The organism is Patulibacter defluvii, from assembly GCF_034096925.1.
Lineage (GTDB): Bacteria > Actinomycetota > Thermoleophilia > Solirubrobacterales > Solirubrobacteraceae > Patulibacter > Patulibacter defluvii.
In genome coordinates this window covers 1-26,512 of the sequence record NZ_JAWZSQ010000005.1, presented here as the reverse complement: position 1 = coordinate 26,512, position 26,512 = coordinate 1, and the positions used below count along the sequence as shown (strand labels likewise).

The window sequence follows — 26,512 nt, the reverse complement described above, 5'->3', positions numbered from 1 at the left end:
CGATGCAGCGCACGATGCTCAAGTCGAAGATCCACCGCGCGACGGTCACCGACTGCGACCTCCACTACGTCGGCTCGATCACGATCGACCCCGATCTGCTCGAAGCGGCCGACATCCTGCCCCACGAGCAGGTCGCCGTCGTCGACGTCGACAACGGCCAGCGGTTCGAGACCTACACGATCGAGGGCGAGCGCGGCTCGGGCGAGGTCAAGGTCAACGGCGCCGCCGCCCGCCTCGTCCACCGCGGCGACACGATCATCGTCATCAGCTACGCCCAGTACGACCGCGCCGAGCTCGCCGAGTACGAGCCGGTCGTCGTCCACGTCGAGCACGGCAGCAACCGGATCATCGACGTCGACGCCGCCGTCGCCACCCTGCTCACCGAGACCTCGCGGCCGACCCCGGCCGCCTGAGGCATCCCCGTCTCCCTCTCCCCGGAGCAACCAGCATGTCCGCCAGCCCGCGTTCCCTCGAGATCAACGCGCCCGACCGGGCGCCGGTGACCGTCACGTCGCTGCTCGAGAAGAAGCACCACGGCGAGAAGATCGTCATGGTCACCGCCTACGACTACCCCTCCGCGACCGTCGTCGAGGCGGCCGGGGTCGACATGGTGCTGGTCGGCGACAGCGCCGCCACCACCGTCCTCGGCCTCGACTCGACCGTCCCCGCCACGGTCGACGAGATGCTGATGCTGAGCCGCGCCGTCCGCCGCGGCCTGCGCGCCTCGTTCATGGTCTCCGACCTGCCGTTCGGGTCCTACGAGGCCTCCGACCACGAGGCGATCAAGACCGCCCAGCGGTTCGTCAAGGACGCCGGCGCCCAGGCCGTCAAGCTCGAGGGCGGCGGCGTGATGGTCGACCGCGCGCGGGCGATCGTCAACGCCGGGATCCCGGTCGTCGGTCACCTCGGCCTGACGCCGCAGACCGCCAACGCGCTCGGCGGCCTCCGCGCCCAGGGCAAGAGCGCGGCCCAGGCGACGAAGATGGTCGCCGACGCGCTGGCGCTCCAGGACGCCGGCTGTTGCGCGCTGGTGCTGGAGGCGATCCCGGCCGCGGTCGCCGAGGAGCTGATGCCGCTGCTGGAGATCCCGGTGATCGGGATCGGCGCCGGCGCCTCGACCGACGGCCAGGTGCTGGTCTGGCACGACCTGCTCGGGCTGCTGGAGGGGCGGACGGCGAAGTTCGTCAAGCAGTACGCCCACCTGCACCAGGCGATGGTCGCCGCGATCCACCAGTTCGCCGGCGAGGTCCGCGACGGCGAGTTCCCCGCTCGCGAGCACACCTACGCGGTCGCGCCGGACGAGTTCCAGCGCTTCCAGTCGTCGCTGGCCCAGCTGCACGGGCACGGCGACCACGACATCGCCGAGCCGACGGCCTAGGGCCGCGGGAACGGGCCGGCCGCGCGCCGCGGCGTCCGGTCGGCCCGGCCCGGTTCAGGCGGCCGCGGCGGCCGCCGGCTCCAGCTCCTCGCCGGGCTCGAGCACCCGCAGCGCGACTCCGGCCTGCTCGGCCGCCCGCCGCAGCCGTCCGACCGGATCGTCGACCTGGACGTAGGTCGGCGGCGACTGGATCGCGTCGTAGTGGATCGGCACCAGCGTCCCCGCCCCCAGGATCCGGGCCGCGGAGACGGCGTCCTCGGGGGTCATCACCGCCGGCCGCTCGCTCGGCGGCTGGCGGTGCGGCAGCGAGATGGTGGCCCCGTTGATCGGCAGCAGCGCGACGTCGGGGGCGCCGAGCCGCTGCGCCAGCGGCCACCACCAGCCGTGGAAGAGGGTGTCGCCGAAGTGGACCAGCGACGCGCCGCCGGCGGCCACGTGCCAGCCGCTCTGGGGATCGCCGAAGCCGTCGACCGCCGGCACCGCGGTGATCGCGAACGGCCCGACCTGGCGGGTCTGCCACGGCTCCAGCACCTCGACCCGGTCGAGCTCGGCCAGCCCCTGCTCGGCGAGCGCCAGCCCGGCGGCCTCGAGCCCGCCGCCGGTCGACGCCGGTGGCCGCAGGACGATCCCGTCGGGCGCGAGCGCCTCGGCGATCGCGGGCGGGTCGGCGTGGTCGCTGTGGAGGTGGGTGACGAGCGCCGCGGCGACCGCGCCCTCGGCGGACGGCGCCGGCAGCGGCCCGGCGACGTCGCCGACGAACGCCCGCATCGTCTCGCCGTTGCGCAGCAGGTCGATCACGACCGTCGTGCCCTGCTGCTCGATCTCGACCCCGGCCCAGCCCAGGCGGCGGATGCGCATCGCGTGCTCCTCGTGTCGGTGGTGGCGGTGCGGCCGCGACTTTAGCGTACGATCGTACGTATGCAATACCCGAACGGTCGTTCGCTAAGGTCGGAGCGGTGAGCCCCCGCCGGTCGGTCGCCGAGACCCGCGACACCCACCGCGAGATCGTCCGCCACGCGGCCGCGGTCGCCTCGGTCGCGGGGCTGGAGAAGCTGAGCCTCGGCGGGTTGGCCCGCGACCTGGGGATGAGCAAGGCCGGGGTCGCCGGCCACTTCGCGAACAAGGAGCAGCTGCAGCTGGAGGCGGTCGAGGCCGCGGTCGCCGTCTTCACCGAGCAGGTGGCCGGCGTCGTCCGCGACCGGCCGCCGGGACGGGCGGCGCTGCTCGACGCGCTCGAGGCGTGGTTCGCCTACCTGGAGCGCTGCCCGCTGCCCGGCGGCTGCTTCCTGACCGCCGCCGCCTGCGAGTACGACGGCCGCCCCGGCCCGGTGCGGGAGGCGGTCGCCGACGCGATCGGCCGCTGGGGGCGGCTGCTGCGGCGCAACGTCGTCCAGGCCCAGGCCGACGGCGAGCTGCCCGCCGGGCTCGACCCCGACCAGGCGGTCTTCGTCCTCCAGGCGCTCGGGCCGGGGCTGAACCAGGCGGTCCAGCTGCACGGCGACCCGCGCGCCGGCGGCTACGCGCGGGCGGCGGCCCGGGCGGCGCTCGGCCTGCCGCCCGCCTGAGCGGCCGCCGCCGGCTCAGCACCGGGTTGCGGCGTACGCAAGTTCCGTTGCGAGGGCGTGCGGAACTTGCGATCGGCGTGCGCGATGCGCGACAACGGGTGCTGCCCCCGTCACCCCCCCACCCGAGGAGGCTCGCGTCCGCATGCACGCGATCCGTCGTCGGGCGGCGGTCGTCTGCGGCGTGCTCGCCTTCGCGAGCGCGGCCGTTCCCGCTGCCCACGCCACCCCCGTCCATCAGGTCGCCGCCGGCGAGTCGCTGTGGTCGATCGCCGCCGCCAACGGCATGTCACCGGCCCAGCTGGCCGCCGCCAACGGCCTCTCCGCCGGCGCGTCCGTGCAGACCGGCCAGGTGCTGTCGATCCCGCCGCGCGGCGCCGCACCGGCCGGCGCGCCCGCCGCCGCTCCCACGACCGCCACCGCGACCACGACGACCACCGCCACGGCCAGCGCCCCCGCGGCCGGCTCCGGCGCCCCCGCCGGCGGCTACGTGGTCCAGGCCGGCGACACGCTGAGCGCGATCGCGGCCCGCCAGGGCGTCAGCGTCACCCGCCTGGCCGCGGCCAACGGCCTCAACGCCGCCGCGCTGCTGCCGGCCGGCGCCCGCCTCTACCTGCCCGCCGGCGGATCGAGCGGCCCCGCCGCGGCGACCACGACCGCGACCACCGCCGCCGCGACCACGCCGACCGCCGGCACCACCACCGCCGCGCAGCCGGCGACCACGACGTCGAAGCTGGTCGCCACCCCCGGCCGCGTCGACGCCGCCCAGATCGGCGCGATCGCCAGCGAGAACGGCGTCCCGCCGGCGCTGGCACGGGCGATCGCCTGGCAGGAGAGCGGCTTCAACAACGCCGCGATCTCCAGCGTCGGCGCCCGCGGCGTGATGCAGGTGATGCCCGGCACCTGGCAGTGGATCGGCAGCAACCTGGCCAGCCGCCCGCTCGACCCGACCTCGGCGACCGACAACGTCCGCGCCGGCACGCTCTACCTGAAGCACCTGCTGCGCCAGACCGGCGGCGACCAGAACCTGGCCGCGGCCGGCTACTACCAGGGCCTGGCCTCGGTCCGCGGACGCGGCATGTACGACGACACGAAGCAGTACGTCAACAGCGTCGCCGCGCTCCGCTCGCGGTTCGGCGGCTAGCGTCCGACCCCGACCCCGACCCCGACCCGCTTCCGCGCGACCGCCCGCTCAGCGCTCGCGCCGGAAGCGGGCGGTCAGCCGCTGCGGCACGCCCAGCAGCACCAGCGCCACCACCAGCCCGACGCCGGCCACGACCAGCGACTCCGAGAAGAGCACCGCGACGACCAGCAGCAGTCCGGCCGCCGCGATGAGGCCGGTCGCGAGCGGGCTCACGCGGCGTCCGCCGGAGCGTCGGCGTCGCGGCGGGCCGGGTACTCGATCGTCTTCAGCACCCGCGCCGGCGCGCCGGCGGCGATCGAGAACGGCGGGATGTCGCCGGTCACCACCGAGTTCGAGCCGATCACGCTGCGGCGGCCGATCGTCACCCCGCTGGTGACCACGACGTTCGCCCCCAGCCAGACGTTGTCGCCGATGATCGTCGGGCCCTTGCTGGTGAAGCCCTGCCACGGGACCGGCGTCTCAGGGTCGTCGAAGCGGTGGTTGCCGTCGGTGATCAGGCAGCCGTTGGCCGCCATGCAGTGCTCGCCGATCTCGACCAGCTGCTCGGCCGCCACCATCACGCCGAGGTTGAGGAAGCTGCCGCCGCCGATCCGGATCCGCCCCTTCGGCCCCGCGGTCAGCCAGACGCCGGGCTCGAGGAAGGCCTGCGGGCCGATCTCCAGCCGCCCGTCGCGGAGCATCGCCAGCGCGTCGCCGTGGACGACCCCGCGGGCGAACGCCTGTCGCCGGGCCAGCTCGACCTGCAGCCGCGCGCGGTTCCACGGCCGCGTGCTCCGTCGGTACCAGCGCCACTTGGCGATCCACTGCTGGATCAGGGCGCGGTCGAGCGGCGGCGCAGGGGGCACGGCGCCAGCCTACCCGCTGCCCCACCCGGCCTCGCGTGGCGGCTGCCCCCCGGCGCGCGGGGGCGATCCGCCACGCGAGCGAGGCCGGGCTAGAGGATCTTCTTGATTCCGGCGAGCGCGAAGCCGTTGCCCGGTCGCAGCAGCGGGGCCAGCAGGCCGAGCGGCAGCCGCTGGCCGCGGCGTGGCGCGACCGCCATCGTCCAGGTCAGCTTGGTGCCCTTGCCGGTCGGCTCGAGCAGGAAGTCCTCGACCAGCGCGTCGAGCACCGGCCGGCTCTGGCTGGTGACCCGGAAGGTCGCCCGCTGCTCGACGTCCCAGCGGTAGAACTGCTCGTCGACCGTGACCGCCTTGCCCAGCCGCAGGCGGCGGACCGACCCCGGACCGTGGGGCCGCGGCGACAGCCACTCCAGGCGGTCGATCACCGGCAGCCACGACCACATCCGGTCGCTGCCGAGCGCCTCCCAGACCTGGGCCGGGGTGGCGGCGAGGTCGACGCTGGCGGCGACCACCAGGGGGGCGTCGCGGAGGAACTGATCGTCGACGTGACGGAGCGGATGGGCCGGCATGGGCGGCGAGTCTACGGCACCGTAGGAAAATTCGTGACGCCGGCGTCACCGACGCTCCGGCACCGCCAGCTCGACCACCGTCGGGGCGTGGACGGGGGCGTAGCTCAGGTCGACGAGGGTCGCGTTGACCAGCTCGCTGGGGCCATGCCACCAGCGGCCGGCGCCCTCGTGGATGTGGCCGAAGGCGCAGAGCCGCGGCCGGGTCCGCTCGATGGTCGTCAGCAGCGCGGTCGAGCCGGCGTCGACGCCGCTGGCGGTCCGGTCGCCGTAGCCGCGCGGCGGGCCGTGGACCAGCAGCACGTCGACGTCGTCGGGCACCAGCGCGTAGCGCTCGGCCAGGAACGCCTCCCCCGCCTCGGCCCCGCGCGGCGCGTTGAACGCCCAGCCGCCGAACCACGGCTGCCAGGGGCTGCCGTGGATCCGCAGCCCGAGCACGTCGGCGGTCTCGTCCTCCAGGTAGGTCCACGGCAGCCCGGCGAGGTCGGCGGCCAGCGGTGACTGGAGGACGAAGTCGTGGTTGCCGGCGATCGCCACCACCCGCTCGGCCGGCAGCTGCTCCAGCCAAGCGCGGAAGGGGCCTAGCAGCCAGTCGCGCTGGTGCTCGATCTCGTGGCTGTCGGTCGGGCAGAGGTCGCCGCCGAGCAGCAGCAGGTCGCAGGGCTCGATCTCCGGCAGGTGCCCGTGCTGGTCGCTGACCACCGTCACCCGGACGACGGCCCGCTCGACCGCGCTCACAGCCAGCCCGCCCGGCGCAGGCGGCGGAAGAGCAGCGCGCAGATCAGCACCGTGACCACGATCACCGCGGGGTAGCCGAGCGTCCATTTCAGCTCCGGCATGTGGGTGAAGTTCATGCCGTAGAGCCCGAAGACCATCGTCGGCACCGCGACGATCGCCACCCAGGCCGAGATCTTGCGGGTGTCGTCGTTCTGGCGGACCGAGAGCTGGGCCAGGTTCGCCTGCAGGATCCCGCTCAGCAGCTCGTCGAGCGCGGTCACCGCCTCGGCGTCGCGGGTCAGGTGGTCGAGCACGTCGCGCAGGTAGGGCCGCGCGTGGTCGGGCACCGGCAGCTGCTCGTCCTCGACCAGGCGGGTGATCGGCGTCACCAGCGGCGTGACCGCCTTCTTGAACGCGATCACCTCGCGCTTCAGCCGGTAGATCCGCTCGGTCGGGTTCTCGCGGAGACCGGAGAAGACCGTCTCCTCGACCTCGTCGACGTCGTTCGAGAGCCCGTCGATCACATCGGCGTAGTCGTCGACGACCTTGTCGATGATCGCGTGGAAGACGACCCCGGGACCGCCCGACATCCGCTCCGGGTTGGCCTCCAGCTCGCGCCGCAGCGGGCCGAGCGGGGTCGCGTCGCCGTGGCGGATCGTGACGATGAAGCGGCGGCCGGCGAAGACCATCAGCTCGCCGATCTCGACCCGCTCGCCGTCGTCGACGTAGCGGGCGGTCTTCAGGACCACGAAGACCATCTGGTCGTGGCGCTCCAGCTTCGGCCGCTGGTGGGCGTGGATCGCGTCCTCGATCGCCAGCGGGTGGAGGTCGAAGTACTCGCCGACCAGCTCGACCGCGCCGGGAACCGGGTCGTGGAGCCCGATCCAGACGAACCCGTCTTCGCAGGCCCGGGCCCGCTGCAGCGCCTGCTCCAGCTGGACCTTGCCGCCCTGGCGGTTGCCGCTCTCGTAGACCGCGCAGTCGGTCAGCGCCGCGTCGACCGCGGCCGCGCCGCGCGGCGTCGGCTCGGCGGGCGGCGGCGCGGCGGTCTGGCGATCGCCGAAGACGGACAGCACGGTTCGGGGCGTGGGCGGACGGCGCATCGGCTCGCGATCGGTCGGGCGGCGGGACCATCCGGCAGCCTACGCCCCCGCCCGGGCGGCGGCGGCTCAGCGGTCGAGACGGCCGGCGGCGTCGAGGATCGTCAGCGCCTCGACCGTCGCCCAGCCGCGCCACTCGGCCCGCGCGCCGGCGGAGACGGTCGGGAAGGGCACGTCCCAGCCGCCGTCCTCGCGCTGCTCGCCGGCGAGCGCGTCGAGCTGGGCCGCGACCGCGTCCGGCGGCAGCAGCGCCCGGCCGGGGCTGGTCGGCAGCGGGGCCATCTGGAGCGGTCCCAGCCGGTGCGGCTGGCCGGGCGCGAGCGCCGCCGGGTCGAGCGCGGTGTGCTCGTGGAGACCGGCCACCAGCCGCTCGCGGGCCGCCTCGGGACCGGGCGGGACGGCGGGGTCGAGCAGCCACAGTGCGGCCCGCACGTCGTACATCTCCAGCGGGACCGCGGGATCGGCCAGCCGCTGCCAGCAGAAGGCCGTCGCCCGCTCGCGCCAGGGGTGCTCGATGCCGTGGCGGTGGAGCAGGCTGGCCAGCGCCGCGGTCGGGTTGAGCGAGCCGTGGTCCGCGTCGCCGTGGTGCCAGTGCGGGGCGGCCGGGTGCTCGCGGGCGCTGGCGAGGGTGAAGGGCACGCCGCCCTCGTCGTCGCTGACGGTGGTCAGCCAGTCGCACAGCGGCCGCGCGTCGGCGGCGTCGATCGGGCCCAGCTCGTCGAGCAGCCGCAGCGCCAACTCGGCCGACTGCGGCTGGCTGGAGGGGGTGCGGAGATCCGGCTCGAGCACCCCGGCGTAGCCGCCGTCGTCGTTGCGGTAGGCGGCGAGCGCGCGGCGGACGGCCCCGGCGTCGCCGCCCCGGAAGCGGTGGGCGAAGCGCAGCCGGTCGATCAGCCGGGCGTCGGTCAGCAGGAAGCGCTCGGCGGCGGGCAGGTCGATCTCGGCGGCCATGCGACCGATCCTCGCGCGTCGGCCGCCGCCCGGCTTGCACGTTCCGGACGTCCTCGGCGGACGACCGCCGCGAGCGCGCGCCGCTGTATACCGCCCGGGTACCAAACAGCGCGCGCCGGGGTGGGGTCAGCCGGGGGTGCGCCAGCGGGCGGCGAGGGCGCTGGCGGTGTCGCCGGTCAGCGCCCGCGTCTCGCGGGCCAGGTGGGCCTGGTCGGCGTAGCCGGCCTCGGCCGCCAGCGCGGCCAGCGTCGCCGGGGCGGCCGGGTCGTCGGCGGCGACCGCCTCCAGGAACCGCTGCAGCCGTAGCACCCGGTCGAGCGTCTTCGGCCCGTAGCCGACGTGGTCGTGGAAGCGCCGCCGCAGTTGCCGCTCGCTGATCGCCAGCCGCGCGGCCAGCTCGCCGATCGCCGACCCGCCGTCGCCGATCGCGCTGACCGCCGCCGCCACCAGCGGGTCGCCGGCCGGATCGGCCGGGCCGGCGCCGGCCGCCAGCCGTCCCCGGACCGCGTCGACCAGCAGCGCCAGCCGGGCTTCGACGTCGGCCGCCTCGGCCGTCCGCTGCTGCAGCTCGCGCCCGGCGCGGCCCCAGAGGTCGGCCACCGGCACCCGCCGGTCGCGCAGCGCCAGCGCCGACTCGCCGAGCACGGTCGGGCCCGCTCCGGGCCGGAAGCGCAGGCCGACGGCGACCTCGGCCGACGGCGCGACCGGCGACGGACCGGTGTCGGGACCGGCGACCAGCAGCACGCCCCCGCTCCAGACCAGGTCGATGCAGCCGTCGGGCAGCACCACGACCCGGTCCTCCTCCCCGGCCGCCGCCGGCCCCGGATCGCGCCACCAGAGGCAGGCGACCCGGTCGGCCAGCGCGGCGGGCGGCGGAAGCTCCCGGTAGCGGCCCGCCAACGCCCGCGTCCTCCCCCGCGGCCGGCCCTAGGCCTTGGCGGTCGCGCGCCGCCGGGCCGGCGCCTTCCGCGCCCCGTTGCGCGACGGCGCCGCGGCCGGGCGCAGCAGCGGCCGCAGGAAGCGCCCGGTGTGCGAGGCCTCGACCTCGGCCACCTGCTCCGGCGTGCCCTCGGCGACCACATGGCCGCCGCCGACGCCGCCCTCGGGACCGAGGTCGATCAGGTGGTCGGCGCTCTTGATCACGTCGAGGTCGTGCTCGATCACGATCACCGAGTTGCCGGCGTCGACCAGCCGCTGCAGGACCTCCAGCAGCCGCTCGACGTCGGCGAAGTGGAGGCCGGTGGTCGGCTCGTCGAGGATGTAGAGCGTGCGGCCGGTCGCGACCCGCGCCAGCTCGTGGGCCAGCTTGACCCGCTGGGCCTCGCCGCCGGAGAGCGTCGTCGCCGGCTGCCCGAGCCGCACGTAGCCGAGCCCGACGTCGCGGACCGTCTCCAGCCGGCGGCGGATCTTCGGCACGTTCTGGAAGTACTCGACCGCCTCGTCGACCGGCATGTCGAGCACGTCGGCGATCGTCTTGCCCTTGAAGCGGACCTCGAGCGTCTCGCGGTTGTAGCGCTTGCCGTGGCACTGCTCGCAGGGGACGTAGACGTCCGGCAGGAAGTGCATCTCGATCTTGATCTGGCCGTCGCCCTTGCAGACCTCGCAGCGACCGCCCTTGACGTTGAACGAGAAGCGGCCGGCCTTGTAGCCACGGACCTTCGCCTCCGGCGTCTGGGCGAAGAGCGTCCGGATGTGGTCGAAGATCCCGGTGTAGGTGGCCGGGTTCGAGCGCGGCGTGCGGCCGATCGGCGACTGGTCGACCTGGATCACCTTGTCGAGCTGGTCCATCCCGTCGATCCGGTCGTGCTTGCCGGGACGGGCCTTGGCGCGGTTCAGCTGGTGGGCCGCGGACTTGTGGAGGATCTCGTTGACCAGCGTCGACTTGCCCGAGCCGCTGACGCCGGTCACCACGCACAGCACCCCGAGCGGGATCTCGACGTCGAGGTCCTGGAGGTTGTGCTCGCGGGCGCCGCGGACGACCAGCTCGCCCTTGCGCGCCCGCCGCGCCAGCGGGACCGCGATCTCGCGCTCGCCGGAGAGGAACTGCCCGGTCAGCGATCCGGGCGTGGCCTGGACCTCCTCCGGGGTGCCGATCGCGACCACCTCGCCGCCGTGCTCGCCGGCCCCGGGCCCCATGTCGATCAGGGTGTCGGCGGCCCGCATCGTCTGCTCGTCGTGCTCGACGACCAGCACGCTGTTGCCGAGGTCGCGGAGCCGTTCGAGGGTCGCGATCAGCCGCTCGTTGTCGCGCTGGTGGAGCCCGATCGAGGGCTCGTCGAGCACGTAGAGGACGCCGACCAGCGCCGAGCCGATCTGGGTCGCGAGCCGGATCCGCTGGGCCTCGCCGCCGGAGAGCGTGGCCGCGCCGCGGGCCATCGACAGATAGCCGATCCCGACGTCGGCCAGGAACGACAGCCGCTCGCGGATCTCGCGCAGGATCAGGCGCGCGATCTTCTGCTCGGTCTCGGTCAGCTCGACCTGCGAGATCCACTCCAGCGCCTGGTGGACGGAGAAGGCCGAGAACTGGTGGATGCCGAGCCCGCCGACCAGCACATTGCGCGGGCCGGGCTTCAACCGCGCCCCCTCGCACTCCGGGCAGGGGACCATCGACATGTACTCCTCGATCTTCTCCCGCACCGCGTCGGAGTCGGACTCGCGGTGGCGTCGCTCGAGGTTGCTGATCACCCCCTCCGCGCGCATCTGGTAGGTGCGGCGGCGGCCGGCGCGGTTCTTGAACCGCAGCGGCACCTTGCCGCCGTCGGGGTCGCCGAAGAGGATCCCCTCCTGCTGCTCGGCGCTGAGCTTCCGCCACGGCGTGTCCATCGGCACGTCGTAGATCTCGGCCAGGCCCTCGAGCAGCTTGCGGTAGAAGGGGTTCGGCGACGACGACCACGGCTTGATCGCCCCGCCGGAGAGCGACTTGGCCGGATCGGGGACGACCAGGTCGGGGTCGACCACCAGCTGCGCGCCGAGGCCGGTGCAGCGCGGGCAGGCGCCGTGGGGCGCGTTGAAGGAGAAGGTCCGCGGCTCGACCTCGGGCATCGAGAAGCCGCACTCCAGGCAGGCGAAGTTCTCGCTGAAGGTCATCACCCGCTCGAGGCCGGCGGGCGGCTGCTCGTCGTCGCGGAGCACGATCTCGACCTCGACCAGGCCCTCGGCCAGGCCGACGGCGGCCTCGATCGCGTCGGCCAGCCGCTTGCGCAGGTCGCCGCGCATCACCAGCCGGTCGACCACCACCGCCAGGTCGTGCTTGTACTTCTTGTCGAGGACGATCTCGTCCTCGAGCATCCGCAGCTCGCCGTCGACCCGGGCGCGCTGGAAGCCCTCGGCCTTCCAGTGGTCGAGGACGTCGCGGAACTCGCCCTTGCGGCCGCGGACCAGCGGCGCCAGGACCATGAAGCGGGTGCCCTCGGGCAGCTCCATCACCCGGTCGATGATCTGCTCGGCCGACTGGCCGGCGATCGGCCCATGGCCGTTGGGGCAGTGCGGACGCCCGATCCGGGCCCACAGCAGACGCAGGTAGTCGTGGACCTCGGTGACCGTGCCGACCGTCGATCGCGGGTTGCGCGAGGTCGTCTTCTGGTCGATCGAGATCGCCGGGCTGAGGCCGTCGATCGAGTCGACGTCCGGCTTGTCCATCTGGCCCAGGAACTGGCGCGCGTAGGCCGACAGCGACTCGACGTAGCGGCGCTGGCCCTCGGCGTAGATCGTGTCGAAGGCCAACGACGACTTGCCCGAGCCCGAGAGGCCGGTGAGGACGACGAGGCTGTCCCTCGGCAGCTCCAGCGAGACGTCCTTGAGGTTGTGCTCCCGGGCACCGGTGACGACGATCCGACCACTTCCGCGCATGCGTTATGGAGTCTACGCAGGCGAACGGACGTTCGGGTCGGCGGCTCGGATCAACCCCGCGGTCGCAACCCCAGCACCATCCGCTCGGCGACGTCCCCCACCAGCGACGGCAGGGTCGCCCGGTCGACCAGGCCGGCGTTGGCCATCGCCGCCAGGCCGTGGATCCCCGCCCAGGCGGCCAGCGCCACCCGCTCGACGTCGCCGGGCACGACCTCGCCCTCGGCCTGGCCGTCGACGATCACCTGGAAGACCGGCGCGAAGGCGGCCTCGGCGGCGGCGTAGAGCGATTCCGCGGCGCCCGGCCGGTGCTTGCCGGCGAACATCAGGTCGAGCAGCGCCGCGTGCTGGGTGGCGAACGAGACGTAGACGTTGGCCAGCGCCCCGAGCCGCTCGACGAAGCCGCCGGCGGGCTCGGCCACCGCCGCCCGCACCTCCTCGGCCAGACGCAGGAAGCCGTCCTCGGCCAGCGCGTCGAGCAGCGCCTGGCGGTCGGCGAAGTGGCGGCGGGGCGCGGCGTGGCTGACCCCGACGTCACGGGCGATCGCGCGCAGCGAGAGGCCGGCGACGCCAGACTCCTCCAGCGTCGCCTCGGCGCGGCGCAGCAGCGCCTCGCGGAGGTTCCCGTGGTGGTACGGCCGGGTCGTGTCGCTGGCTCCCACGCTCCCAGCCTAGCGCGGGGCCCGGTCGATGTTGGCAGCGCCTACTCGTCGTCGATGTGGACGGTCACCCGCGACGGCAGATGCGCGTCGTCGCCCTCGTAGCGGGCCTCGTAGCCGCCCGACAGCAGCGCCACCAGCGTCAGCGGGTCGAGCGGGCAGGCCGCGACGCCGGCCGCATCGGTGGTCGCGACGCAGAGCTGCTCGTCGCCGATCGCGAAGGTCACCTGCGCTCCCGCGACCGGCGCGCCGGTGTCGGTCCGGGTCAGCGTCGCCGACGCCACCAGCAGCCGCTCCAGCAGCGTCCCCCGGCGCACCGCCAGGCGGGTCGGGATCGCGACCCGGAACTCGCGCACCGCCGGCGTCGGGTCGACGTTGCCGGCCGGGTCGACCGCGCGGACGGCGAAGACGTGGCGGCCGGGACCGACGGCCCCCGGGTCGAACGGCGACGTGCAGGGCGCGAACTCGGCGTCGTCGATCCGGCAGGCGAAGCTCGCCCCCGGCTCGTCGGCGCTGAACGCGAACGGCGGGCCGCCCTCGGAGCTGATCGTCGTGTCGGGAGCGCGGGTGTCGACGACGAAGGTCCGCTCGGCCGGCGTCGGGTCGACGTTGCCGCTGCCGTCGATGGCGCGGACCGCGAACCGGTGCTCGCCGTCGCGCAGTCCGGTCAGGGTCAGCGGCGACGTGCAGGGCGAGAAGTCGCCGCGGTCGAGCGCACACTCGAAGCTCGCCCCCGGCTCGCTGGAGAAGGCGAAGGTCGCCACCGCGCTGGCGGTCGGACCGTCCGGCCCCTGGTCGATCGTGGTCTGCGGCGGATCGGGATCGGCGTAGACCTCGGTCCAGACCGTATGCAGGTCGGTGGCCTGGACCCAGTCCGGCTCGCTGGCGCCGAGCGGGACCCGGCCGTAGCCGCGGCTGGCCACCGTCGCTGTCGTGCCGTCGAACGCCCAGCCGAGGCGGGCGTCGCTGGCGGTGATCAGACCGGCGATCGAGTAGCTGGTCCCGGCCTCCAGCCGCGGCCAGTCGGGGACGGGGATCGTGGTGATCGCCCCCGCCCCGAGCGCCACGTCGCGGGTGTTCAGGTTCTCGGTCGCCAGCAGCTCGCCGGGCAGCCCGTCCGCCCCGGTCCGGTGGAGCGTGATCCGCAGCGGCACGAACGGCGTCATCTCGTTCTCGCGGAAGAGGCTCAGCCGCAGCCGCGTCGGCTTCGCCGTCCGGTCGGGGACGACCGTGACCGCCGTCGCGCTGCCGGGAACCACCGACCCCACCGTGTAGGGCCCGCTGACGTAGGCGTAGCCCGAGAACGGATTCCCGGCGCTGCCGGCGACCTTCACGTCGGCCCCGGCCAGCGCCGGCAGGGCCAGCGAGACCGCCGTCACGATCATCAACCAGCGGCGGATGCCGCCTGTCCACCCACGACCCATGACCAACCCCCAGCTCGCCGAGGCGCGCCGGTCGCACCCCGCACGTCCGCCAGCCTAGGCACGCCGTCCGCCGCGCGCAGCGGTGGTTTCCCTCACCCGCTCCCTCACCGAATGTTTCCATTGACAACTCTGTTGGCATTGCCTACATTCGAGCCATGCCCTCGATCGCCTCCCGCTTCCGCAGCTCCTCCTCGTCCTGGTCGGCCCGCGACCTGCCCGACCTCGCCGGCCGGACCGTCGTCGTGACCGGCGCCAACAGCGGGATCGGCCTGGTCGCCGCCCGCGAGCTGGCCCGTGCCGGCGCCCGCACCGTGCTCGCCGTCCGCGACCCGGAGAAGGGGGCCCGGGCCGCGGCCACGATCGCCGGCGAGGTCGAGGTCCGCCCGCTCGACCTGGCCGACCTGGCCTCGGTGCGGGCCTTCGCCGACGGCTGGGAGGGCGACCTCGACGTCCTGATCAACAACGCCGGCGTGATGGCGGTCCCGCTCGGCCGCACCGCCGACGGCTTCGAGCTGCAGATCGGCACCAACCACCTGGGCCACTTCGCGCTCACCAACCTGCTGCTGCCCCACGTCACCGACCGCGTGGTGACGGTCGCCTCGGGCGCCCACCGCGCCGGCCGGATCGACCTCGACGACCTCAACTGGGAGCGGCGGCCGTTCCAGACCTGGTGGGCCTACGGCCAGTCGAAGCTGGCCAACCTGCTCTTCACGCTCGAGCTGGAGCGGCGGCTGCGGGCCGCCGGCTCGCCGGTCCGGGCGCTGGCCGCGCACCCGGGCTGGGCGGCGACCAACCTGCAGGGCCACAGCGGCCGTCCGGTCCAGCACGCGGTGATGCAGGTCGGCAACCGGCTGCTGGCCCAGGACGACGAGGCCGGCACCCTGCCGACCCTCTTCGCCGCCACCCAGGACCTGCCCGGCAACTCCTACGTCGGCCCCGACGGCCTGGCCGAGATGCGCGGCCGGCCGACCCTGGTCGGCCGCACCGCCCGCGCCAGCGACGTCACCACGGCGAAGGCGCTCTGGACGCTCTCCGAGCAGCTGACCGGGGTCGAGGCGGCGGTCGCCGTCCCCGCCTGATCGCTCGGCGCCCGCCCGCCCGATCGGCCGCTTCGGCCGCTTCGGCCGCTTCGGCCGCTTCGGCCGCGGGGAGACTAGTGGTACGATCGTACAGCTTGTTTCCTCGCGACCGGAGGGGTCGATGGGCTATCTGTTCCTGGCCGCGGCGATCGTCAGCGAGATCGCCGCCACGCTCAGCCTGCGCGCGTCCGAGGGCTTCTCGCGGGCCGGATTCGCGGTCGTGGTCGTGGTCGGCTACCTCGCCGCCTTCACGCTGCTGACGCTGGCCCTCCAGCGCGGCCTCCCGCTCGGGGTCGCCTACGGGGTCTGGGCGGCGATCGGGATCGCGAGCGTCGCCGTCCTCAGCATCCCGCTCTTCGGCGAGACGCTCTCGGCGCTCCAGATCGGCGGGATCGCGCTGGTGATCACCGGCGTGGTGGCGATCGAGGCGGGTGGCTCGCATTGAGCGGCGACGAGCCGGACGGCCGCCGCCGGCGCGGCCTCCAGCGCCGCCGCGAGCTGCTCGACGCCGCGCTGGTGGTGCTTGAGCGCGACGGCGCCGCCGGCCTCACCCACCGCCGGATCGCGACCGAGGCCGGGGTCCCGCTGGCCTCCGCCTCCTACCACTTCGACAGCATCGACGACCTGATCGTCTCGACGATGCTGCACGCCAGCGAGCAGCTGCGGACCGCCGCTCGCGTGGCCGCCGGCGGGGCCGATCCGGACGTCGACACGCTCGCCCGGCTGCTGGTCGAGGACCTGCGGCGGCACCGCGAGCTGATCGTCGCCGAGTACGAGCTGTACCTGCTCGCCGCCCGCCGGCCGGCGCTGCGGGCGGCGGCCCGCGCCTGGCTGGAGGCGGTCGTCGTGCCGCTGATCCCCGACGCCGACCCGGTCCAGCGGCAGCTCGTGCTCGCGGTCGCCGACGGGCTCTGCCTGCAGGCGCTGATGGCCGACGAGCCGCCGACCGCCGCCGGCTTCGCGGCCGTCTTCCGCCGCGCCCTCGAGGCGACCGGCTCAGGCCAGCGGTGAGCTGCCGCCGCCGGGGACGGCGACGCCGCTCTCGTAGGCCAGCACCACCGCCTGCACCCGGTCGCGCAGCCCGAGCTTCATCAGCACCCGCGCGACGTGGGTCTTGACGGTCGTCTCCCCCACCACCAGCTCGGCCGCGATCTCGCCGTTGGAGAGGCCGCGGGCCATCAGCCGGAAGACCTCCAGCTCGCGGTCGGTCAGCTCGTCCAGGCCCTCCGGCGGCGTCGGCCGCGGACGGCCGCGGGCGACTTCCTCGACCAGCCGGCGGGTGATCGACGGCGCCAGCAGCGCCTCGCCGCGGGCGACGGTCCGGATCCCGTCGGCCAGCCGCTCCGGCGGGGCGTCCTTCAGCAGGAAGCCGCTGGCGCCGGCGCGCAGCGCGTCGTAGACGTGCTCGTTGAGGTCGAAGGTGGTCAGCACCAGCACCCGCGGCGGGTCGTTCGGGGCGGCGGCCAGGATCCGGCGGGTCGCCTCGATCCCGTCCAGCTCGGGCATCCGGACGTCCATCAGGACCACGTCCGGTCGCAGCCGCGCGGCCAGGGCGACCGCCTCCAGCCCGTCGGCGGCCTCGCCGACCACCTCCAGGTCGTCCTCGGCGTCGAGGATCATCCGGAACCCCGCGCGCACGAGGCCCTGGTCGTCGACGATCAACACGCTGGTGCTCATGCGGGGACCTCCATCCTCTCCGAGATCGGCAGCCGCGCGCGAACCGCGAAGCCGCCGTCGGCCGTCGGACCGGCCTCGATCCGGCCGCCGTAGACCGCGGCCCGCTCGCCCATCCCCAGCAGCCCGTGGCCGCCGGGCCGCGAGAGCCCGGCCTGCGGCGCGCGCCCGGGGCCGTTGCGGACGTCGACCACGAGCGCGTCCGGCGCCCGCTCGACGGTCACGGTGGTCGCGACCGGGCCGGCGTGGCGGAGCACGTTGGTCAGCGCCTCCTGGACGATCCGGTAGGCGGCCAGGTCGACGCCGGCGGGCAGCTCGCCGGCGGCGCCGCGGCGCTCCAGGCGGACCGGCAGCCCGGCCGCGCGCGCTCGCTCCAGCAGCTCCTCGACCCGCTCCAGCGACGGCGCCGGCGGCGCGATCGCGGTCGCGGCGGCGGTCCGGTCGATCGCCCCCAGCAGCGTCCGCAGCTCGCCCAGCGCCTCGCGGCCGGTCCGCTCGACCAGCGCCGCGGCCTCGACGGCGCGCGCCGGGTCGCGGTCGAGGATCCGGCGGGCGCCGCCGGCCTGGACCACCATCACGCTGACCGAGTGGGCGATCACGTCGTGCATCTCGCGCGCGATCCGCCGCCGCTCGTCGGCCCGGGCCCGCTCCCGCTCGTGCTCGGCGTGCTCCTCGACCCGGGCGGCGGTCTCGTGCAGGTCGACGCCGATCCGGACGTGCTGGTGGACGACGCGCCCGCCGACGAAGGCCAGCAGCGCGAAGAAGGTCGGGTAGAAGTAGTCGGAGACGGCCGACTCGGGGTAGGCGATCCAGATCAGCTCGAGACTGGCCAGCAGCCCCGCGACCGCGGCCACGACCGCCGGGCCGCGGCCGTCGCGACCGGCGAGGTAGGCCATCAGCAGCGCCACCAGCCAGCCGGCCGAGCTGGGCTGGTCGAACCCGGAGACGAGCGCCTTCGCCCACACGAACCCGGTCGCCGCCAGCACCATCGCCACCGGTCCCCGCTCCCGCAGCAGCCCGACCGCGAGCAGCGGCAGCGCCAGCAGCAGGTGGGCCAGCAACCCGCCGGGTGGTCGGTCGAGGACCGTCTCGGCCAGCCCGATCGCGACCAGTCCCAAGCCCAGCAGCGCGTCGCTGCGGCGTCCCGGCCCGCGCCACCGGCTCACGCCGCGGCCTCCCGCGGCAGCCGCACGCTGGTCCGGTGCCAGCCGGCACGGTCCGCGGCCGGGTCGCGCAGCCGCGACGTCAGCAGCTCGCCGCCGTAGAGCAGGATCCGCTCGCGGACGACCAGCGGATCGCGGTCGCCGCCGTCGTCGTCGACGTCGACCCGGACCGCGCCGGCCTCGTGGACGACGGTCACGCGTGCCCGGCGGGCGCCGCCGCCGCGGGCCGCGCGGAGGGCCTCCTGGGCGGCGCGGTAGGCGGCCAGCGAGGCGCCGGCGCCGAGCGGCTGCGGCGCGCCGACGACCTCCAGCTCGACGGCCAGCCCGTCGGCCCCGGCCCGCCGCAGCAGCTGCGGCAGGTGCTCGAGGGTCGGCTGCGGCGCCAGCTCCTGCTCGTCGCCGGCCGCCCGCAGGACCCCGAGCAGGCTGCGGATCTCGAACAGCGCGTCGCGGCCGGTCCGCTCGACCGAGGCGAAGGCCGCGGCGGCCGCCGGCGGCCGGCGGCCGACCAGGACCCGCGCCGCGCCGGCCTGGACGACCATCGCCGAGAGCGCGTGGGCGACCACGTCGTGCAGCTCGCCGGCGATCCGGGCCCGCTCGTCGAGCAGCGCCTGGGCCGCGCCGTCGCGGCGCGCCGCCTCCTCGGCCGCGGCCCGGTCGCGGAGCGCGGCGTGGGCGGCCTCGCGCTGGCGGACGGCCCGGCCGAGCGCGATCGGCGCCGCCGGCACGACCATCGGGGCGATCGTCGGATCGCCGCCGTCGGCCAGCTCGCCGACGGTCAGGACGACCGCGGTCGCGACCACCGCCAGCAGCGTCGCCCGGTCGCTGGAGCGGCGGCCGACGAAGTAGCCGACGAGCAGGACCCCGAGCGCCGGCGCGTAGACGATCGTGCCCGGGTCGTCGAACAGCGAGAGCGTCATCCCGCCGAGGATCGTCAGCAGCGCGGGCAGCGGGTGGCGGCGGCAGACGGCCAGCGCGACGGTGCTGATCGCGGCCACCGCCGCCAGCCGGATCCGGGCGCCGTCGCTGCCGGGATGCTCGGTCAGCGCCTGCAGCTGGCCCTCGACCCCGGTCACGGCGACGACCAGCCAGAACAGCGGCTCGCGCCAACGGCGAGCGAGTTCGGGAGCGCCGCGGCGGAGCGGCGCCAGGCGCACGACCCCGGACACGTGCCCGACACGGTAGCCGCCGGGGGTCGGCCCGTCGTCGGCCGCGCGGACGAGGCGGGTCGTCCGGCGGGAGGATCCGCCGTCCGCTGGCCGGGCGCGGCAGGTCGTCCCGGTTCCCGCGCCGAATCGCCCGCGCGGCCGACGACGAGCGGGGCACGCTGGTCCAGGCTGGTCGGCATGCACCGGAGCGCCGACACGGGTCGACCCCTCGCCACCACCGCCGCCCTGCTGGCCGGGCCGCTGCTGACGGCGGCGGGGATGGCCGCGACGCCGTGGGAGAGCGAGAACGAGATCTCCGCCTACCTGGCGCAGATGGGCGCCCATCCCGACCAGGCGCAGGTGTCGGCGGTGCTGCTGTTCTTCGGCTACGCCCTGATGGGGCTGGCGTTCCTGGCCGTGCTGCGGCGAGCGACGGCGGCGCCGCGCGCGCTGCGGGCGGTGGCGGCGACGCTGGCCTTCTGCGGCGCGACGATGCTGCCGGGCCTGGTCGTGGTCGACTTCTACGACATCGCCCTCGCCCAGTCGCTGCCGCCCGAGCAGGCGGTCGCGGTGGCCGAGCGCGCCGGCGACTACGGCGCCCAGGCGGCGATGCAAATCCCGGCCGTGGCCGGCCTGCTGCTCGGCGGACTGCTGGTGGTGGTGACCGCCTGGCGCGCCGGCCTGGTCGGCGTCTGGGCGCCGCTGCTGGTGCTCGCCGGCCTGGTCGCCTCGACGGTGGTCTTCTCCGGGGTGATGGCGACGATCGCCGCGCTCACCTTCGTCGTCGCCTACGGCGGGATCGCCCTGCGCCTGCGCGGCGTCGGCGGCCCCGACGGCGTCAGCGAGGCGGGGGTCCAGCCGGCGACCGCCTGAGGTCGTTCCAAGCGTGGTGCGCCGGCGGGGTGGGCCGGGGCATCCGACCGTTCGCGGGCGCGCGGGGGCGTGCCACCCAGTCGCGAACGGGTTCCACGAGCACGAGCGTGGGGACTCTCCTCGTCCCCGCGCTCGTCGCTCGTCGGGGGGTCGGTCCGCTGTGACCTCCTTCCCGCTCAGCGACCGCAACGTCGCATCCGGTCCCGCGCGACGGGCCATCCGTGCGAGAGTCGGGCGGTGCTCCGTCGCCGACCGTCCGTCCGCGCCCGATGAGGGCCGTCGTCTGCACCGAGGCCGCGCTGTCGGTGGAGGATCGGCCGGCGAAGGATCCCGGCCGCGGGCAGGTGCGGCTGGAGGTCGAGCGGTGCGGGATCTGCGGGTCGGACCTGCACGCCCGCCACGGCTGCGACGAGTGGGCCGAGCTGGCCGCCCGCGCCGGGTACCACCGCTTCGCCCGCTCCGACCAGCCGATCGTCTTCGGGCACGAGCTGTCGGGGACGGTCGCCGAGCACGGCCCCGGGTGCCGCAAGACGGTCTCCCCCGGCACCCCGGTGGTCGCGCTGCCGCTGCTGCGCGGGCCCGAGGGCGTCGACACGCTCGGCCTCTCGCAGCACGCGCCCGGCGGCTACGCCGAGCAGGTGGTGGTCGAGGAGTCGCTGATGATGCCGGTGCCGAACGGCCTCGCCGCCGACGTCGCCGCCCTCACCGAGCCGATGGCCGTCGCCTGGCACGCCGTCCGCCGCGGCGAGGTCGGCAAGGGCGACGTGGCGATCGTGATCGGCTGCGGGCCGGTCGGCCTGGGCGTGATCCTGATGCTGAAGGCCAAGGGCGTCCGCACGGTCGTGGCCAGCGACCTGGCCGCCGACCGCCGCGCCCTGGCCAGCGCCTGCGGGGCCGACGTGGTCGTCGACCCGGCCCGCGACTCGCCCTACGCGGCCGTCGCCCCGCGCGGGCAGCTGGCCGACATCCCCTCGGCGCTCGAGCTGGCCGTCTCGACCCGCGAGAAGCTGGAACGGCTGCCGGTCGGCTGGTGGCACGCCTGGCGGCTGGGCGAGGCGCTCGGGGCCGCCCCCAAGCGGCCGGTGATCTTCGAGTGCGTCGGGGTCCCGGGGATGATCGAGAGCGTGCTCGACGGCGCGCCGCTGTTCTCGCGGGTGGTGGTCGTCGGCGTCTGCGTCGGGATCGACCGCTTCACCCCCGCGATGGCGATCAACAAGGAGATCGACCTGCGGTTCGTGATCGGCTACACGCCGCTCGAGTTCCGCGACACGCTCCAGATGCTGGCCGAGGGCAAGGTCGACCCGCGGCCGCTGATCACCGGCACGGTCGGCCTCGACGGGGTCGCCGCCGCGTTCGACGCGCTCGCCGGCGGCGACGACGGCATCCACCACGCGAAGATCCTGATCGACCCCCGCAGCGCCGCGACCGCGCCCTGACCCTCAGCCGCGCGAGCGGTAGCCGTCGAGGAACGCCCGCACGCCGCTGACGACCATCGCCTCGGTCGCGCGCGCGTCGAGCGGCGGGCCGCCGGCGTAGGAGCGGACCCCCAGGTCGGCCGTCACCAGCGCCACCAGGTGGCGGGTCGCCCGCTCGGGATCGTCCAGCCGCAGCCGCCCCGCCGCCGCCAGCCGCTCCAACTCGACGGTGATCCGCCGCTGGACCCGCAGCGGCCCCGCCTGCTGCCAGGCCTCGATCACCGCGGGCGGGAAGTGCGGCGCCTCGGCGTTGATCTGGCGGATCATCGCGAAGTGCTCGGGAAAGGCGGTCCGCTGCCGGACCATCGCCCGCCCGAGCACGGTCAGCGTCCGCTCGACGTCGTCGCCGGCCTCGCGCAGGCCGTCGGCGACGAAGGCGTCGAAGCCCTCCGCCACCTCGCCGGCGCTCTCCTCCAGGACCGCGGCGAAGAGCGCCTGCTTGCCGCCGAAGTGCTTGTAGATCGTGCGGGTCGAGACCGCGGCCTCGGCGGCGATCGCGTCGATCCCGGCCCGCGCGTAGCCGTCGCGGCCGAAGACCCGGCGGGCGGCCCGGGCGATCGCCTCGCGCTTCTGGGGCTGCGGCCCGCGCCGCGGCGAGCTGGTCGAGGAGGGCGACGCCATCGTCGTCGGGGATCGTCGCAGATCCGGTGCTACTGTAAAACGATCGTTGTACTTTCGATCGCCCAGGAGCCCCCGTGCCCACCACCGAGTCCCCCCTCCAGGTCGCCGTGATCGTCGGCAGCACCCGGCCCGGCCGCTACGGCGTCGAGGTCGCCCGCTGGGTCGCCGCGCACGCCGCCGCCCGCGACGGCGCCGCCGTCGAGACCGTCGACCTGGCCGACCACGACCTGCCGCTGCTCGACGAGCCGACCCCCGCCCTCTGGGGTCGCTACGAGCACCCCCACACCACCGCCTGGGCGCGCGAGATCGCCCGCCACGACGCCTTCGTCTTCGTCACCCCCGAGTACAACCACTCGATCCCCGGCGCGCTCAAGAACGCGATCGACTTCCTCTACGAGGAGTGGGCCGACAAGGCCGCCGGCTTCGTCAGCTACGGGGCCGACGCCGGCGGCGCGCGGGCGGTCGAGCACCTGCGGTCGGTGCTCGGCGAGGTCCAAGTGGCCGACGTCCGCTCGCAGGTCGCGCTGTCGCTGATCGACGACGTCGACGACGGCGTGCTGCGGCCGACGCCGCGCCACGTCGCCAAGCTCGACGCGCTGCTCGACCAGCTGCTGGCCTGGGGCGGCGCCCTCCGCGGCCTCCGAACCGCCCGCGAGGCCGAGGCCGAGGCCAACGCCGAGACCGGGGCCACGCGGTGAGCGCCGTCGCCACCACCACCGGCCCGGCCGCCCGCGAGCGCGGCGACGAGCGGCCGGGCGCGATCCCGGCCGCGGTCTGGCGGCTGGCCGCGGTGATCGCCTTCGGCGCCTTCATGAGCGGGCTCGACACGTCGGTCGTGAACGTCGGGCTGGACGCGATCGCCCGCGACCTCGACGGCTCGCTGGCCGCGGTCCAGTGGGTCGCCAACGGCTACCTGGTGGCGCTGGCCGTCTCGCTCCCCGCCTGCGGCTGGCTGGTCCGGCGGCTCGGCGCCGGGCGGCTGTGGCTGTGGGCGCTGGCCGGCTTCACCGTCGCCTCCGGGCTCTGCGCGCTGGCCCCCGACCTGCCGTCGCTGATCGCCCTGCGGGTGCTCCAGGGCCTGACCGCCGGGCTGCTGATCCCGGCCGGCCAGACGGTCCTCGGCCAGGCGGTCGGGCCCGAGCGGCTGGGACGGGTGATGGCGACCCTCGGCGTGGCGGTGACCCTGGCGCCGGCGCTCGGGCCGACCGTCGGCGGGCTGCTGCTCGAGGTCGCCCCGTGGCCGTGGCTGTTCCTGCTCAACCTGCCGTTCGGGATCGTGGCGCTGGTCGCCGGCCGCCGGCTGGTCCCCCGCGGCGACGCCACCGCCGGCGTCCCGCTCGACCGCGGCGGCCTGCTGCTGCTGAGCGCCGGGCTGCCGCTGGTGGTGCTCGGCGCCACGGTCTGGGGCGAGCAGCGGACGCTGGCCACGCCCGGCGCGCTGCTGCCGCTGCTGCTGGGCGGCGCGGCGCTGGCGCTGTTCGTCGGCCGCTCGCGGGGACGGACCGACCCGCTGCTCGACCTCGGCCTGCTGCGCGACCGCCGCTTCGCCGCCGCCTGCGCGACCTCGGCCTTCGCCGGCGCGACGCTCTTCGGCGCCGGGCTGGTGCTGCCGCTCTTCTTCCAGCTGGCGCGGGGCGAGGACGCGATGACCAGCGGGCTCTCGCTGATCCTGCTCGGGCTCGGGTCCACGGCCGCGCTGCCGCTGACCGGGCGGCTGGTCGACCGCTTCGGCGGGGGACCGGTCAGCGCCTGGGGCGGGCTGGCGGCGGTCGCCACCACGCTGCCGTTCGCGCTGGTCCCGGTCGACGCCCCCTGGTGGCTGCTGCAGCTGCTGCTGCTCGTCCGCGGCGTCGCGCTGGCGCTGGCGATGATGCCGGCGATGACCGCGGCCTACAAGGCGGTCCGGCCCGCCCAGCTGCCCGACGCCTCGACCCAGGTCAACATCGTGCTCCGGATCGGCGGCGCGCTCGGCGGGGCGCTGTTCGCGGTGGTGCTGGCGGGCGCGCTGCCCGACGGCCCGACGGCGGCCTTCCACCAGGCGTTCTGGTGGCTGACGGGAGCCTCACTGCTGGGGCTGGCGGCGGCCCTCTGGCTGACCGTCGCCGAGCGCTGCGCCGCGCGGGACGGCTGAGCACGAACCGTTCACCTGTACGCCGTCGCGATCGGCGAGGATGGCGCGATGCCCCGCCCGCTCACCCGTCGCGCCCTGGTCGGGTCGGCCGCGGCCGCCGGTGCCGCCGCCGGCTACGACCTGCTCGCCGGCGGCGCCCCCGCCGCGGCCGCCGACCTCTCGCTCTACCTGGGCCCAGCGCTCGAACCGGAGCTGGTGACCGTCACCGACACCGCCTTCGTCGCCTGGTGGTGGACCGAGGACGCCGCCGACACCACCGTCCACCTGACCCCGGTCGGTGGTCCCGAGGACGGCCGGACCCGGATCCTGCGGCTGGAGGAGGGCCAGCACGTCCACGTCGCCCGCGTCGACGGCCTGCGGCCCGGCCAGCGGTACCGCTACGAGCTGTACTCCGGCGGCCGCCGGGTCTCACTCGGCCAGGGCGAGGCCGACCCGGGCAGCTTCCGGACGCTGGTCCCGCCGGCCGGGCGCCACCTGGCCACGATCGCGGTCCTCAACGACCTCCACGTCGGCGAGCACTGCTCGGGCACCGTCACCGACGCGCTCGGCCCCTCGATCCCGCCCTGCTTCTCGAGCGACGCCTACCCCGACTACGCGCACCGGATGGTGTCGGCCGCGATCGACGAGCTGTCGCGGCTGGACCTCGACCTGGTGATCGCCAACGGCGACCTGACCGACCGCGGCCGGCCCGACGAGGTCTCGCGGGCGCTGGCCCAGCTCCACCGCCTGGACGCCCCGCTCCAGGTCACCCGCGGCAACCACGACCGGCGGCTGGCCGGGGCCTGCGCGACCGACGGCGACTGCCTCCGCCAGCAGGCGTTCCCCGGCCAGCGGGTCGGCGACGCGACGCTCCGCTCGGTGGTCCGGGTCGGCCGCGCGCTGGCCGTGATCGGGCTCGACTCGGCCGACCCCGACAGCGGCGCCGGCCGGCTCGACCTCGGCGACCAGCCGGCCTGGCTCGACCGCCAGCTGCGGACGGTCGCGCTCGAGGGCCGCGACGCGATCGTCGCCTTCCACCACCCGCTGCTGATCGGCCAGGGCGTGGCGGCCGACCGCGGCGCCCAGGCGGTGCTCGACGTGCTCGCCCGCCACGGCCACGTGCGGCTGGTGCTGCACGGCCACACCCACGCGAACGTCGTCCGCGCCCACCCGACCACCGGCGGCCGGCTGCCGTTCCTGGAGAACGGCGCGATCAAGGAGTACCCCGCCGGCTACGCGCTGCTGCGCGTCCACGAGGACGGGATCATGCGCACCTTCCACCGGCCCGACAACGCCTGGTCGCGCCACTGGACGGCGACCAGCGCCCGCCAGGTCTGGGGCCTGCACCCGTCGATCACCCGCGGCGACCTGCACAGCCGCGCGTTCGTGATCGGCTACGCCAGCCGGATCGGGCCGGGGCCGGTCCGCGGGGCCGAGACGCCGCCGGCGACCGACGGCCCGCGGCGGCCGCGGCTGGACGTCGACGTCGACCGCTCGGCGCCGCTCGACCGGGTCCGGCGGCGGGGTCTGACCGTCGCGGTCCACGTCGACCGCGACGCCCAGATCGACGTCCGGCTGATCGCCGGCCTCGGCCGTCGCGACGGCCTGCGGGCGCCGCGGCGGATCGTCGTCGCCCGGGCCCGGCGGCGCACGATCGCGGGCACGGTGCGGCTGCGGCTGCGGCCGACCGCGCTCGACCGGCTGCTGCTGCGGCGGGTGCGGCGGACGCTGACCGCCGAGGTCGAGGTCCGCGTGCGCCCGCGCGAGGGCAGCGCGCGCACGCTGCGCCGGCGGGTGCGGCTGCGGCACCGGGGCTGAGCCGCCCCGGCGCCGCGCCGCGGCGGTGACTCAGCCGCCGTGGCGGGCGTACAGCTCGTCGAGCAGCCCGCTGCGGTCCGGCAGGTCGTAGTTCTCGGCCAGGTAGCGGTCGACCTCGTCGCGCGGGGTCCCGTCGAGCACCATGTTCAGCGCCACCAGCCGGGCGCCGGCGGTGTCGGCGGTCGCGTCGGCGGCCGGGGCCGCGTCGTCGAGGCTGCCCTGGGCGGCCGGCAGCCGCTCGGCGGCGGGGACGATCGCCGTCTCCGCGGTCGGAGCGGCCGGCGCCGGGGCCTCCGGATCGGGGACCGGCTCGGCGGCGGCGGTCGGCGCGGGCGCCGGCGTCGGCTCGGCGGCGGCCGGGC

The 26,512-nt window shown here is 75.6% G+C and carries 27 protein-coding genes and 1 pseudogene; 12 read left to right on the top strand and 16 right to left on the bottom strand.

Annotated features, from left to right (window positions below):
* The first annotated feature begins 2 nt into the window (after window positions 1-2).
* Both panD and panB read left to right on the top strand, forming a co-directional pair.
* Entirely contained in the window at window positions 3-413 is a 411-nt protein-coding gene (panD, locus tag SH587_RS06905; protein ID WP_320669850.1) for an aspartate 1-decarboxylase, read from the top strand.
* Between the two features lie 35 nt (window positions 414-448).
* On the top strand, window positions 449-1,378 hold the full coding sequence (panB, locus tag SH587_RS06900) for a 3-methyl-2-oxobutanoate hydroxymethyltransferase (RefSeq protein WP_320669849.1): 930 nt from the start codon (window positions 449-451) through the stop codon (window positions 1,376-1,378).
* 54 nt (window positions 1,379-1,432) lie between these two features.
* Here the strand turns inward: panB and SH587_RS06895 are convergent, their stop codons facing one another.
* Window positions 1,433-2,236 carry an MBL fold metallo-hydrolase gene (locus SH587_RS06895; RefSeq protein WP_320669848.1) on the bottom strand — a complete coding sequence of 268 codons (804 nt, stop codon included), beginning with the start codon at window positions 2,234-2,236 and terminating at the stop codon, window positions 1,433-1,435.
* A gap of 98 nt (window positions 2,237-2,334) precedes the next feature.
* Here SH587_RS06895 and SH587_RS06890 point away from each other — a divergent pair, with 98 nt between their 5' ends.
* The gene (locus tag SH587_RS06890; RefSeq protein WP_320669847.1) at window positions 2,335-2,943 is read left to right on the top strand and encodes a TetR/AcrR family transcriptional regulator; all 609 of its coding nucleotides are present in this window, start codon (window positions 2,335-2,337) and stop codon (window positions 2,941-2,943) included.
* Between the two features lie 142 nt (window positions 2,944-3,085).
* Complete coding sequence (locus tag SH587_RS06885; RefSeq protein WP_320669846.1) at window positions 3,086-4,084, top strand: LysM peptidoglycan-binding domain-containing protein; 999 nt, start codon at window positions 3,086-3,088, stop codon at window positions 4,082-4,084.
* A gap of 48 nt (window positions 4,085-4,132) precedes the next feature.
* On the opposite strand, the gene SH587_RS06880 is transcribed toward SH587_RS06885, so the two are convergent.
* The 10 genes from SH587_RS06880 to SH587_RS06835 form a co-directional block, all read right to left on the bottom strand.
* Window positions 4,133-4,297, bottom strand: coding sequence for a hypothetical protein (locus SH587_RS06880; RefSeq protein WP_320669845.1), 165 nt, complete (start codon window positions 4,295-4,297; stop codon window positions 4,133-4,135).
* Window positions 4,294-4,929 carry an acyltransferase gene (locus SH587_RS06875; RefSeq protein WP_320669844.1) on the bottom strand — a complete coding sequence of 212 codons (636 nt, stop codon included), beginning with the start codon at window positions 4,927-4,929 and terminating at the stop codon, window positions 4,294-4,296. Before SH587_RS06875 ends, SH587_RS06880 begins: the two co-directional genes overlap by 4 nt.
* A gap of 89 nt (window positions 4,930-5,018) precedes the next feature.
* Window positions 5,019-5,495 carry an SRPBCC family protein gene (locus SH587_RS06870; protein ID WP_320669843.1) on the bottom strand — a complete coding sequence of 159 codons (477 nt, stop codon included), beginning with the start codon at window positions 5,493-5,495 and terminating at the stop codon, window positions 5,019-5,021.
* A 45-nt stretch (window positions 5,496-5,540) separates the two neighbouring features.
* Entirely contained in the window at window positions 5,541-6,230 is a 690-nt protein-coding gene (locus tag SH587_RS06865; RefSeq protein WP_320669842.1) for a metallophosphoesterase family protein, read from the bottom strand.
* Window positions 6,227-7,285, bottom strand: coding sequence for a magnesium and cobalt transport protein CorA (locus SH587_RS06860; protein ID WP_320669841.1), 1,059 nt, complete (start codon window positions 7,283-7,285; stop codon window positions 6,227-6,229). The genes SH587_RS06865 and SH587_RS06860 overlap by 4 nt, the downstream gene beginning before the upstream one ends.
* A gap of 93 nt (window positions 7,286-7,378) precedes the next feature.
* Window positions 7,379-8,260: a hypothetical protein gene (locus tag SH587_RS06855; RefSeq protein ID WP_320669840.1), complete on the bottom strand. Its 882-nt coding sequence runs from the start codon at window positions 8,258-8,260 to the stop codon at window positions 7,379-7,381.
* A 126-nt stretch (window positions 8,261-8,386) separates the two neighbouring features.
* Entirely contained in the window at window positions 8,387-9,160 is a 774-nt protein-coding gene (locus SH587_RS06850; protein WP_320669839.1) for a helix-turn-helix domain-containing protein, read from the bottom strand.
* 27 nt (window positions 9,161-9,187) lie between these two features.
* Window positions 9,188-12,109: an excinuclease ABC subunit UvrA gene (gene uvrA, locus SH587_RS06845; protein WP_320669838.1), complete on the bottom strand. Its 2,922-nt coding sequence runs from the start codon at window positions 12,107-12,109 to the stop codon at window positions 9,188-9,190.
* Between the two features lie 50 nt (window positions 12,110-12,159).
* A complete protein-coding gene (locus SH587_RS06840; RefSeq protein WP_320669837.1) occupies window positions 12,160-12,768 on the bottom strand; it encodes a TetR/AcrR family transcriptional regulator in 609 nt (202 codons plus the stop codon).
* 41 nt (window positions 12,769-12,809) lie between these two features.
* Window positions 12,810-14,144: a hypothetical protein gene (locus SH587_RS06835; RefSeq protein ID WP_320669836.1), complete on the bottom strand. Its 1,335-nt coding sequence runs from the start codon at window positions 14,142-14,144 to the stop codon at window positions 12,810-12,812.
* A 200-nt stretch (window positions 14,145-14,344) separates the two neighbouring features.
* Between SH587_RS06835 and SH587_RS06830 the strand changes: the two genes are divergently transcribed.
* From SH587_RS06830 to SH587_RS06820, 3 genes are all read left to right on the top strand, one after another.
* Window positions 14,345-15,268 (top strand): oxidoreductase, encoded by a 924-nt coding sequence (locus SH587_RS06830; RefSeq protein WP_320669835.1) that lies wholly within the window; start codon window positions 14,345-14,347, stop codon window positions 15,266-15,268.
* Window positions 15,269-15,389: 121 nt separating this feature from the next.
* On the top strand, window positions 15,390-15,713 hold the full coding sequence (locus tag SH587_RS06825; RefSeq protein ID WP_320669834.1) for a DMT family transporter: 324 nt from the start codon (window positions 15,390-15,392) through the stop codon (window positions 15,711-15,713).
* Complete coding sequence (locus SH587_RS06820; protein WP_320669833.1) at window positions 15,710-16,279, top strand: TetR/AcrR family transcriptional regulator; 570 nt, start codon at window positions 15,710-15,712, stop codon at window positions 16,277-16,279. The genes SH587_RS06825 and SH587_RS06820 overlap by 4 nt, the downstream gene beginning before the upstream one ends.
* Here SH587_RS06820 and SH587_RS06815 read toward each other — a convergent pair.
* From SH587_RS06815 to SH587_RS06805, 3 genes are read right to left on the bottom strand one after another with little or no spacing between them, the layout of a single operon-like run.
* The gene (locus tag SH587_RS06815) at window positions 16,265-16,945 is read right to left on the bottom strand and encodes a response regulator (RefSeq protein WP_320669832.1); all 681 of its coding nucleotides are present in this window, start codon (window positions 16,943-16,945) and stop codon (window positions 16,265-16,267) included. The two genes, SH587_RS06820 and SH587_RS06815, sit on opposite strands and share 15 nt — an antisense overlap.
* Window positions 16,942-18,108, bottom strand: coding sequence for a sensor histidine kinase (locus SH587_RS06810; protein ID WP_320669831.1), 1,167 nt, complete (start codon window positions 18,106-18,108; stop codon window positions 16,942-16,944). The genes SH587_RS06815 and SH587_RS06810 overlap by 4 nt, the downstream gene beginning before the upstream one ends.
* Window positions 18,105-19,274 carry a histidine kinase gene (locus SH587_RS06805; protein ID WP_320669830.1) on the bottom strand — a complete coding sequence of 390 codons (1,170 nt, stop codon included), beginning with the start codon at window positions 19,272-19,274 and terminating at the stop codon, window positions 18,105-18,107. The genes SH587_RS06810 and SH587_RS06805 overlap by 4 nt, the downstream gene beginning before the upstream one ends.
* A 177-nt stretch (window positions 19,275-19,451) precedes the next feature.
* Here SH587_RS06805 and SH587_RS06800 point away from each other — a divergent pair, with 177 nt between their 5' ends.
* Complete coding sequence (locus tag SH587_RS06800) at window positions 19,452-20,126, top strand: hypothetical protein (protein ID WP_320669829.1); 675 nt, start codon at window positions 19,452-19,454, stop codon at window positions 20,124-20,126.
* A gap of 269 nt (window positions 20,127-20,395) precedes the next feature.
* On the top strand, window positions 20,396-21,562 hold the full coding sequence (locus tag SH587_RS06795; RefSeq protein WP_320669828.1) for a zinc-binding dehydrogenase: 1,167 nt from the start codon (window positions 20,396-20,398) through the stop codon (window positions 21,560-21,562).
* Between the two features lie 3 nt (window positions 21,563-21,565).
* Here SH587_RS06795 and SH587_RS06790 read toward each other — a convergent pair whose 3' ends face one another.
* Entirely contained in the window at window positions 21,566-22,222 is a 657-nt protein-coding gene (locus SH587_RS06790) for a TetR/AcrR family transcriptional regulator (protein WP_320669827.1), read from the bottom strand.
* A 74-nt stretch (window positions 22,223-22,296) separates the two neighbouring features.
* On the opposite strand from SH587_RS06790, the gene SH587_RS06785 reads away from it, so the two are divergent.
* Genes SH587_RS06785 through SH587_RS06775 form a run of 3 tightly spaced genes read left to right on the top strand, consistent with a single transcriptional unit; the run spans window position 22,297 to window position 26,150 of the window.
* Window positions 22,297-22,920, top strand: a complete 624-nt coding sequence (locus SH587_RS06785; RefSeq protein WP_320669826.1) for an NADPH-dependent FMN reductase — start codon at window positions 22,297-22,299, stop codon at window positions 22,918-22,920.
* The gene (locus tag SH587_RS06780; RefSeq protein ID WP_320669825.1) at window positions 22,917-24,353 is read left to right on the top strand and encodes a DHA2 family efflux MFS transporter permease subunit; all 1,437 of its coding nucleotides are present in this window, start codon (window positions 22,917-22,919) and stop codon (window positions 24,351-24,353) included. Before SH587_RS06785 ends, SH587_RS06780 begins: the two co-directional genes overlap by 4 nt.
* A gap of 48 nt (window positions 24,354-24,401) precedes the next feature.
* A complete protein-coding gene (locus SH587_RS06775; RefSeq protein WP_320669824.1) occupies window positions 24,402-26,150 on the top strand; it encodes a purple acid phosphatase family protein in 1,749 nt (582 codons plus the stop codon).
* Between the two features lie 30 nt (window positions 26,151-26,180).
* On the opposite strand, the pseudogene SH587_RS06770 reads toward SH587_RS06775, so the two are convergent.
* A pseudogene (locus SH587_RS06770) lies at window positions 26,181-26,512 on the bottom strand (hypothetical protein); the annotation flags it as partial.

Bases quoted from the DNA above. Each gene is read 5' to 3' on its own strand.
- panD (WP_320669850.1), top strand. From the start codon at position 3: ATGCAGCGCACGATGCTCAAGTCGAAGATCCACCGCGCGACGGTCACC.
- panB (WP_320669849.1), top strand. From the start codon at position 449: ATGTCCGCCAGCCCGCGTTCCCTCGAGATCAACGCGCCCGACCGGGCG.
- SH587_RS06895 (WP_320669848.1), bottom strand. From the start codon at position 2,236: ATGCGCATCCGCCGCCTGGGCTGGGCCGGGGTCGAGATCGAGCAGCAG.
- SH587_RS06885 (WP_320669846.1), top strand. From the start codon at position 3,086: ATGCACGCGATCCGTCGTCGGGCGGCGGTCGTCTGCGGCGTGCTCGCC.
- SH587_RS06870 (WP_320669843.1), bottom strand. From the start codon at position 5,495: ATGCCGGCCCATCCGCTCCGTCACGTCGACGATCAGTTCCTCCGCGAC.
- SH587_RS06855 (WP_320669840.1), bottom strand. From the start codon at position 8,260: ATGGCCGCCGAGATCGACCTGCCCGCCGCCGAGCGCTTCCTGCTGACC.
- uvrA (WP_320669838.1), bottom strand. From the start codon at position 12,109: ATGCGCGGAAGTGGTCGGATCGTCGTCACCGGTGCCCGGGAGCACAAC.
- SH587_RS06830 (WP_320669835.1), top strand. From the start codon at position 14,345: ATGCCCTCGATCGCCTCCCGCTTCCGCAGCTCCTCCTCGTCCTGGTCG.
- SH587_RS06825 (WP_320669834.1), top strand. From the start codon at position 15,390: ATGGGCTATCTGTTCCTGGCCGCGGCGATCGTCAGCGAGATCGCCGCC.
- SH587_RS06815 (WP_320669832.1), bottom strand. From the start codon at position 16,945: ATGAGCACCAGCGTGTTGATCGTCGACGACCAGGGCCTCGTGCGCGCG.
- SH587_RS06800 (WP_320669829.1), top strand. From the start codon at position 19,452: ATGCACCGGAGCGCCGACACGGGTCGACCCCTCGCCACCACCGCCGCC.
- SH587_RS06795 (WP_320669828.1), top strand. From the start codon at position 20,396: ATGAGGGCCGTCGTCTGCACCGAGGCCGCGCTGTCGGTGGAGGATCGG.
- SH587_RS06790 (WP_320669827.1), bottom strand. From the start codon at position 22,222: ATGGCGTCGCCCTCCTCGACCAGCTCGCCGCGGCGCGGGCCGCAGCCC.
- SH587_RS06775 (WP_320669824.1), top strand. From the start codon at position 24,402: ATGCCCCGCCCGCTCACCCGTCGCGCCCTGGTCGGGTCGGCCGCGGCC.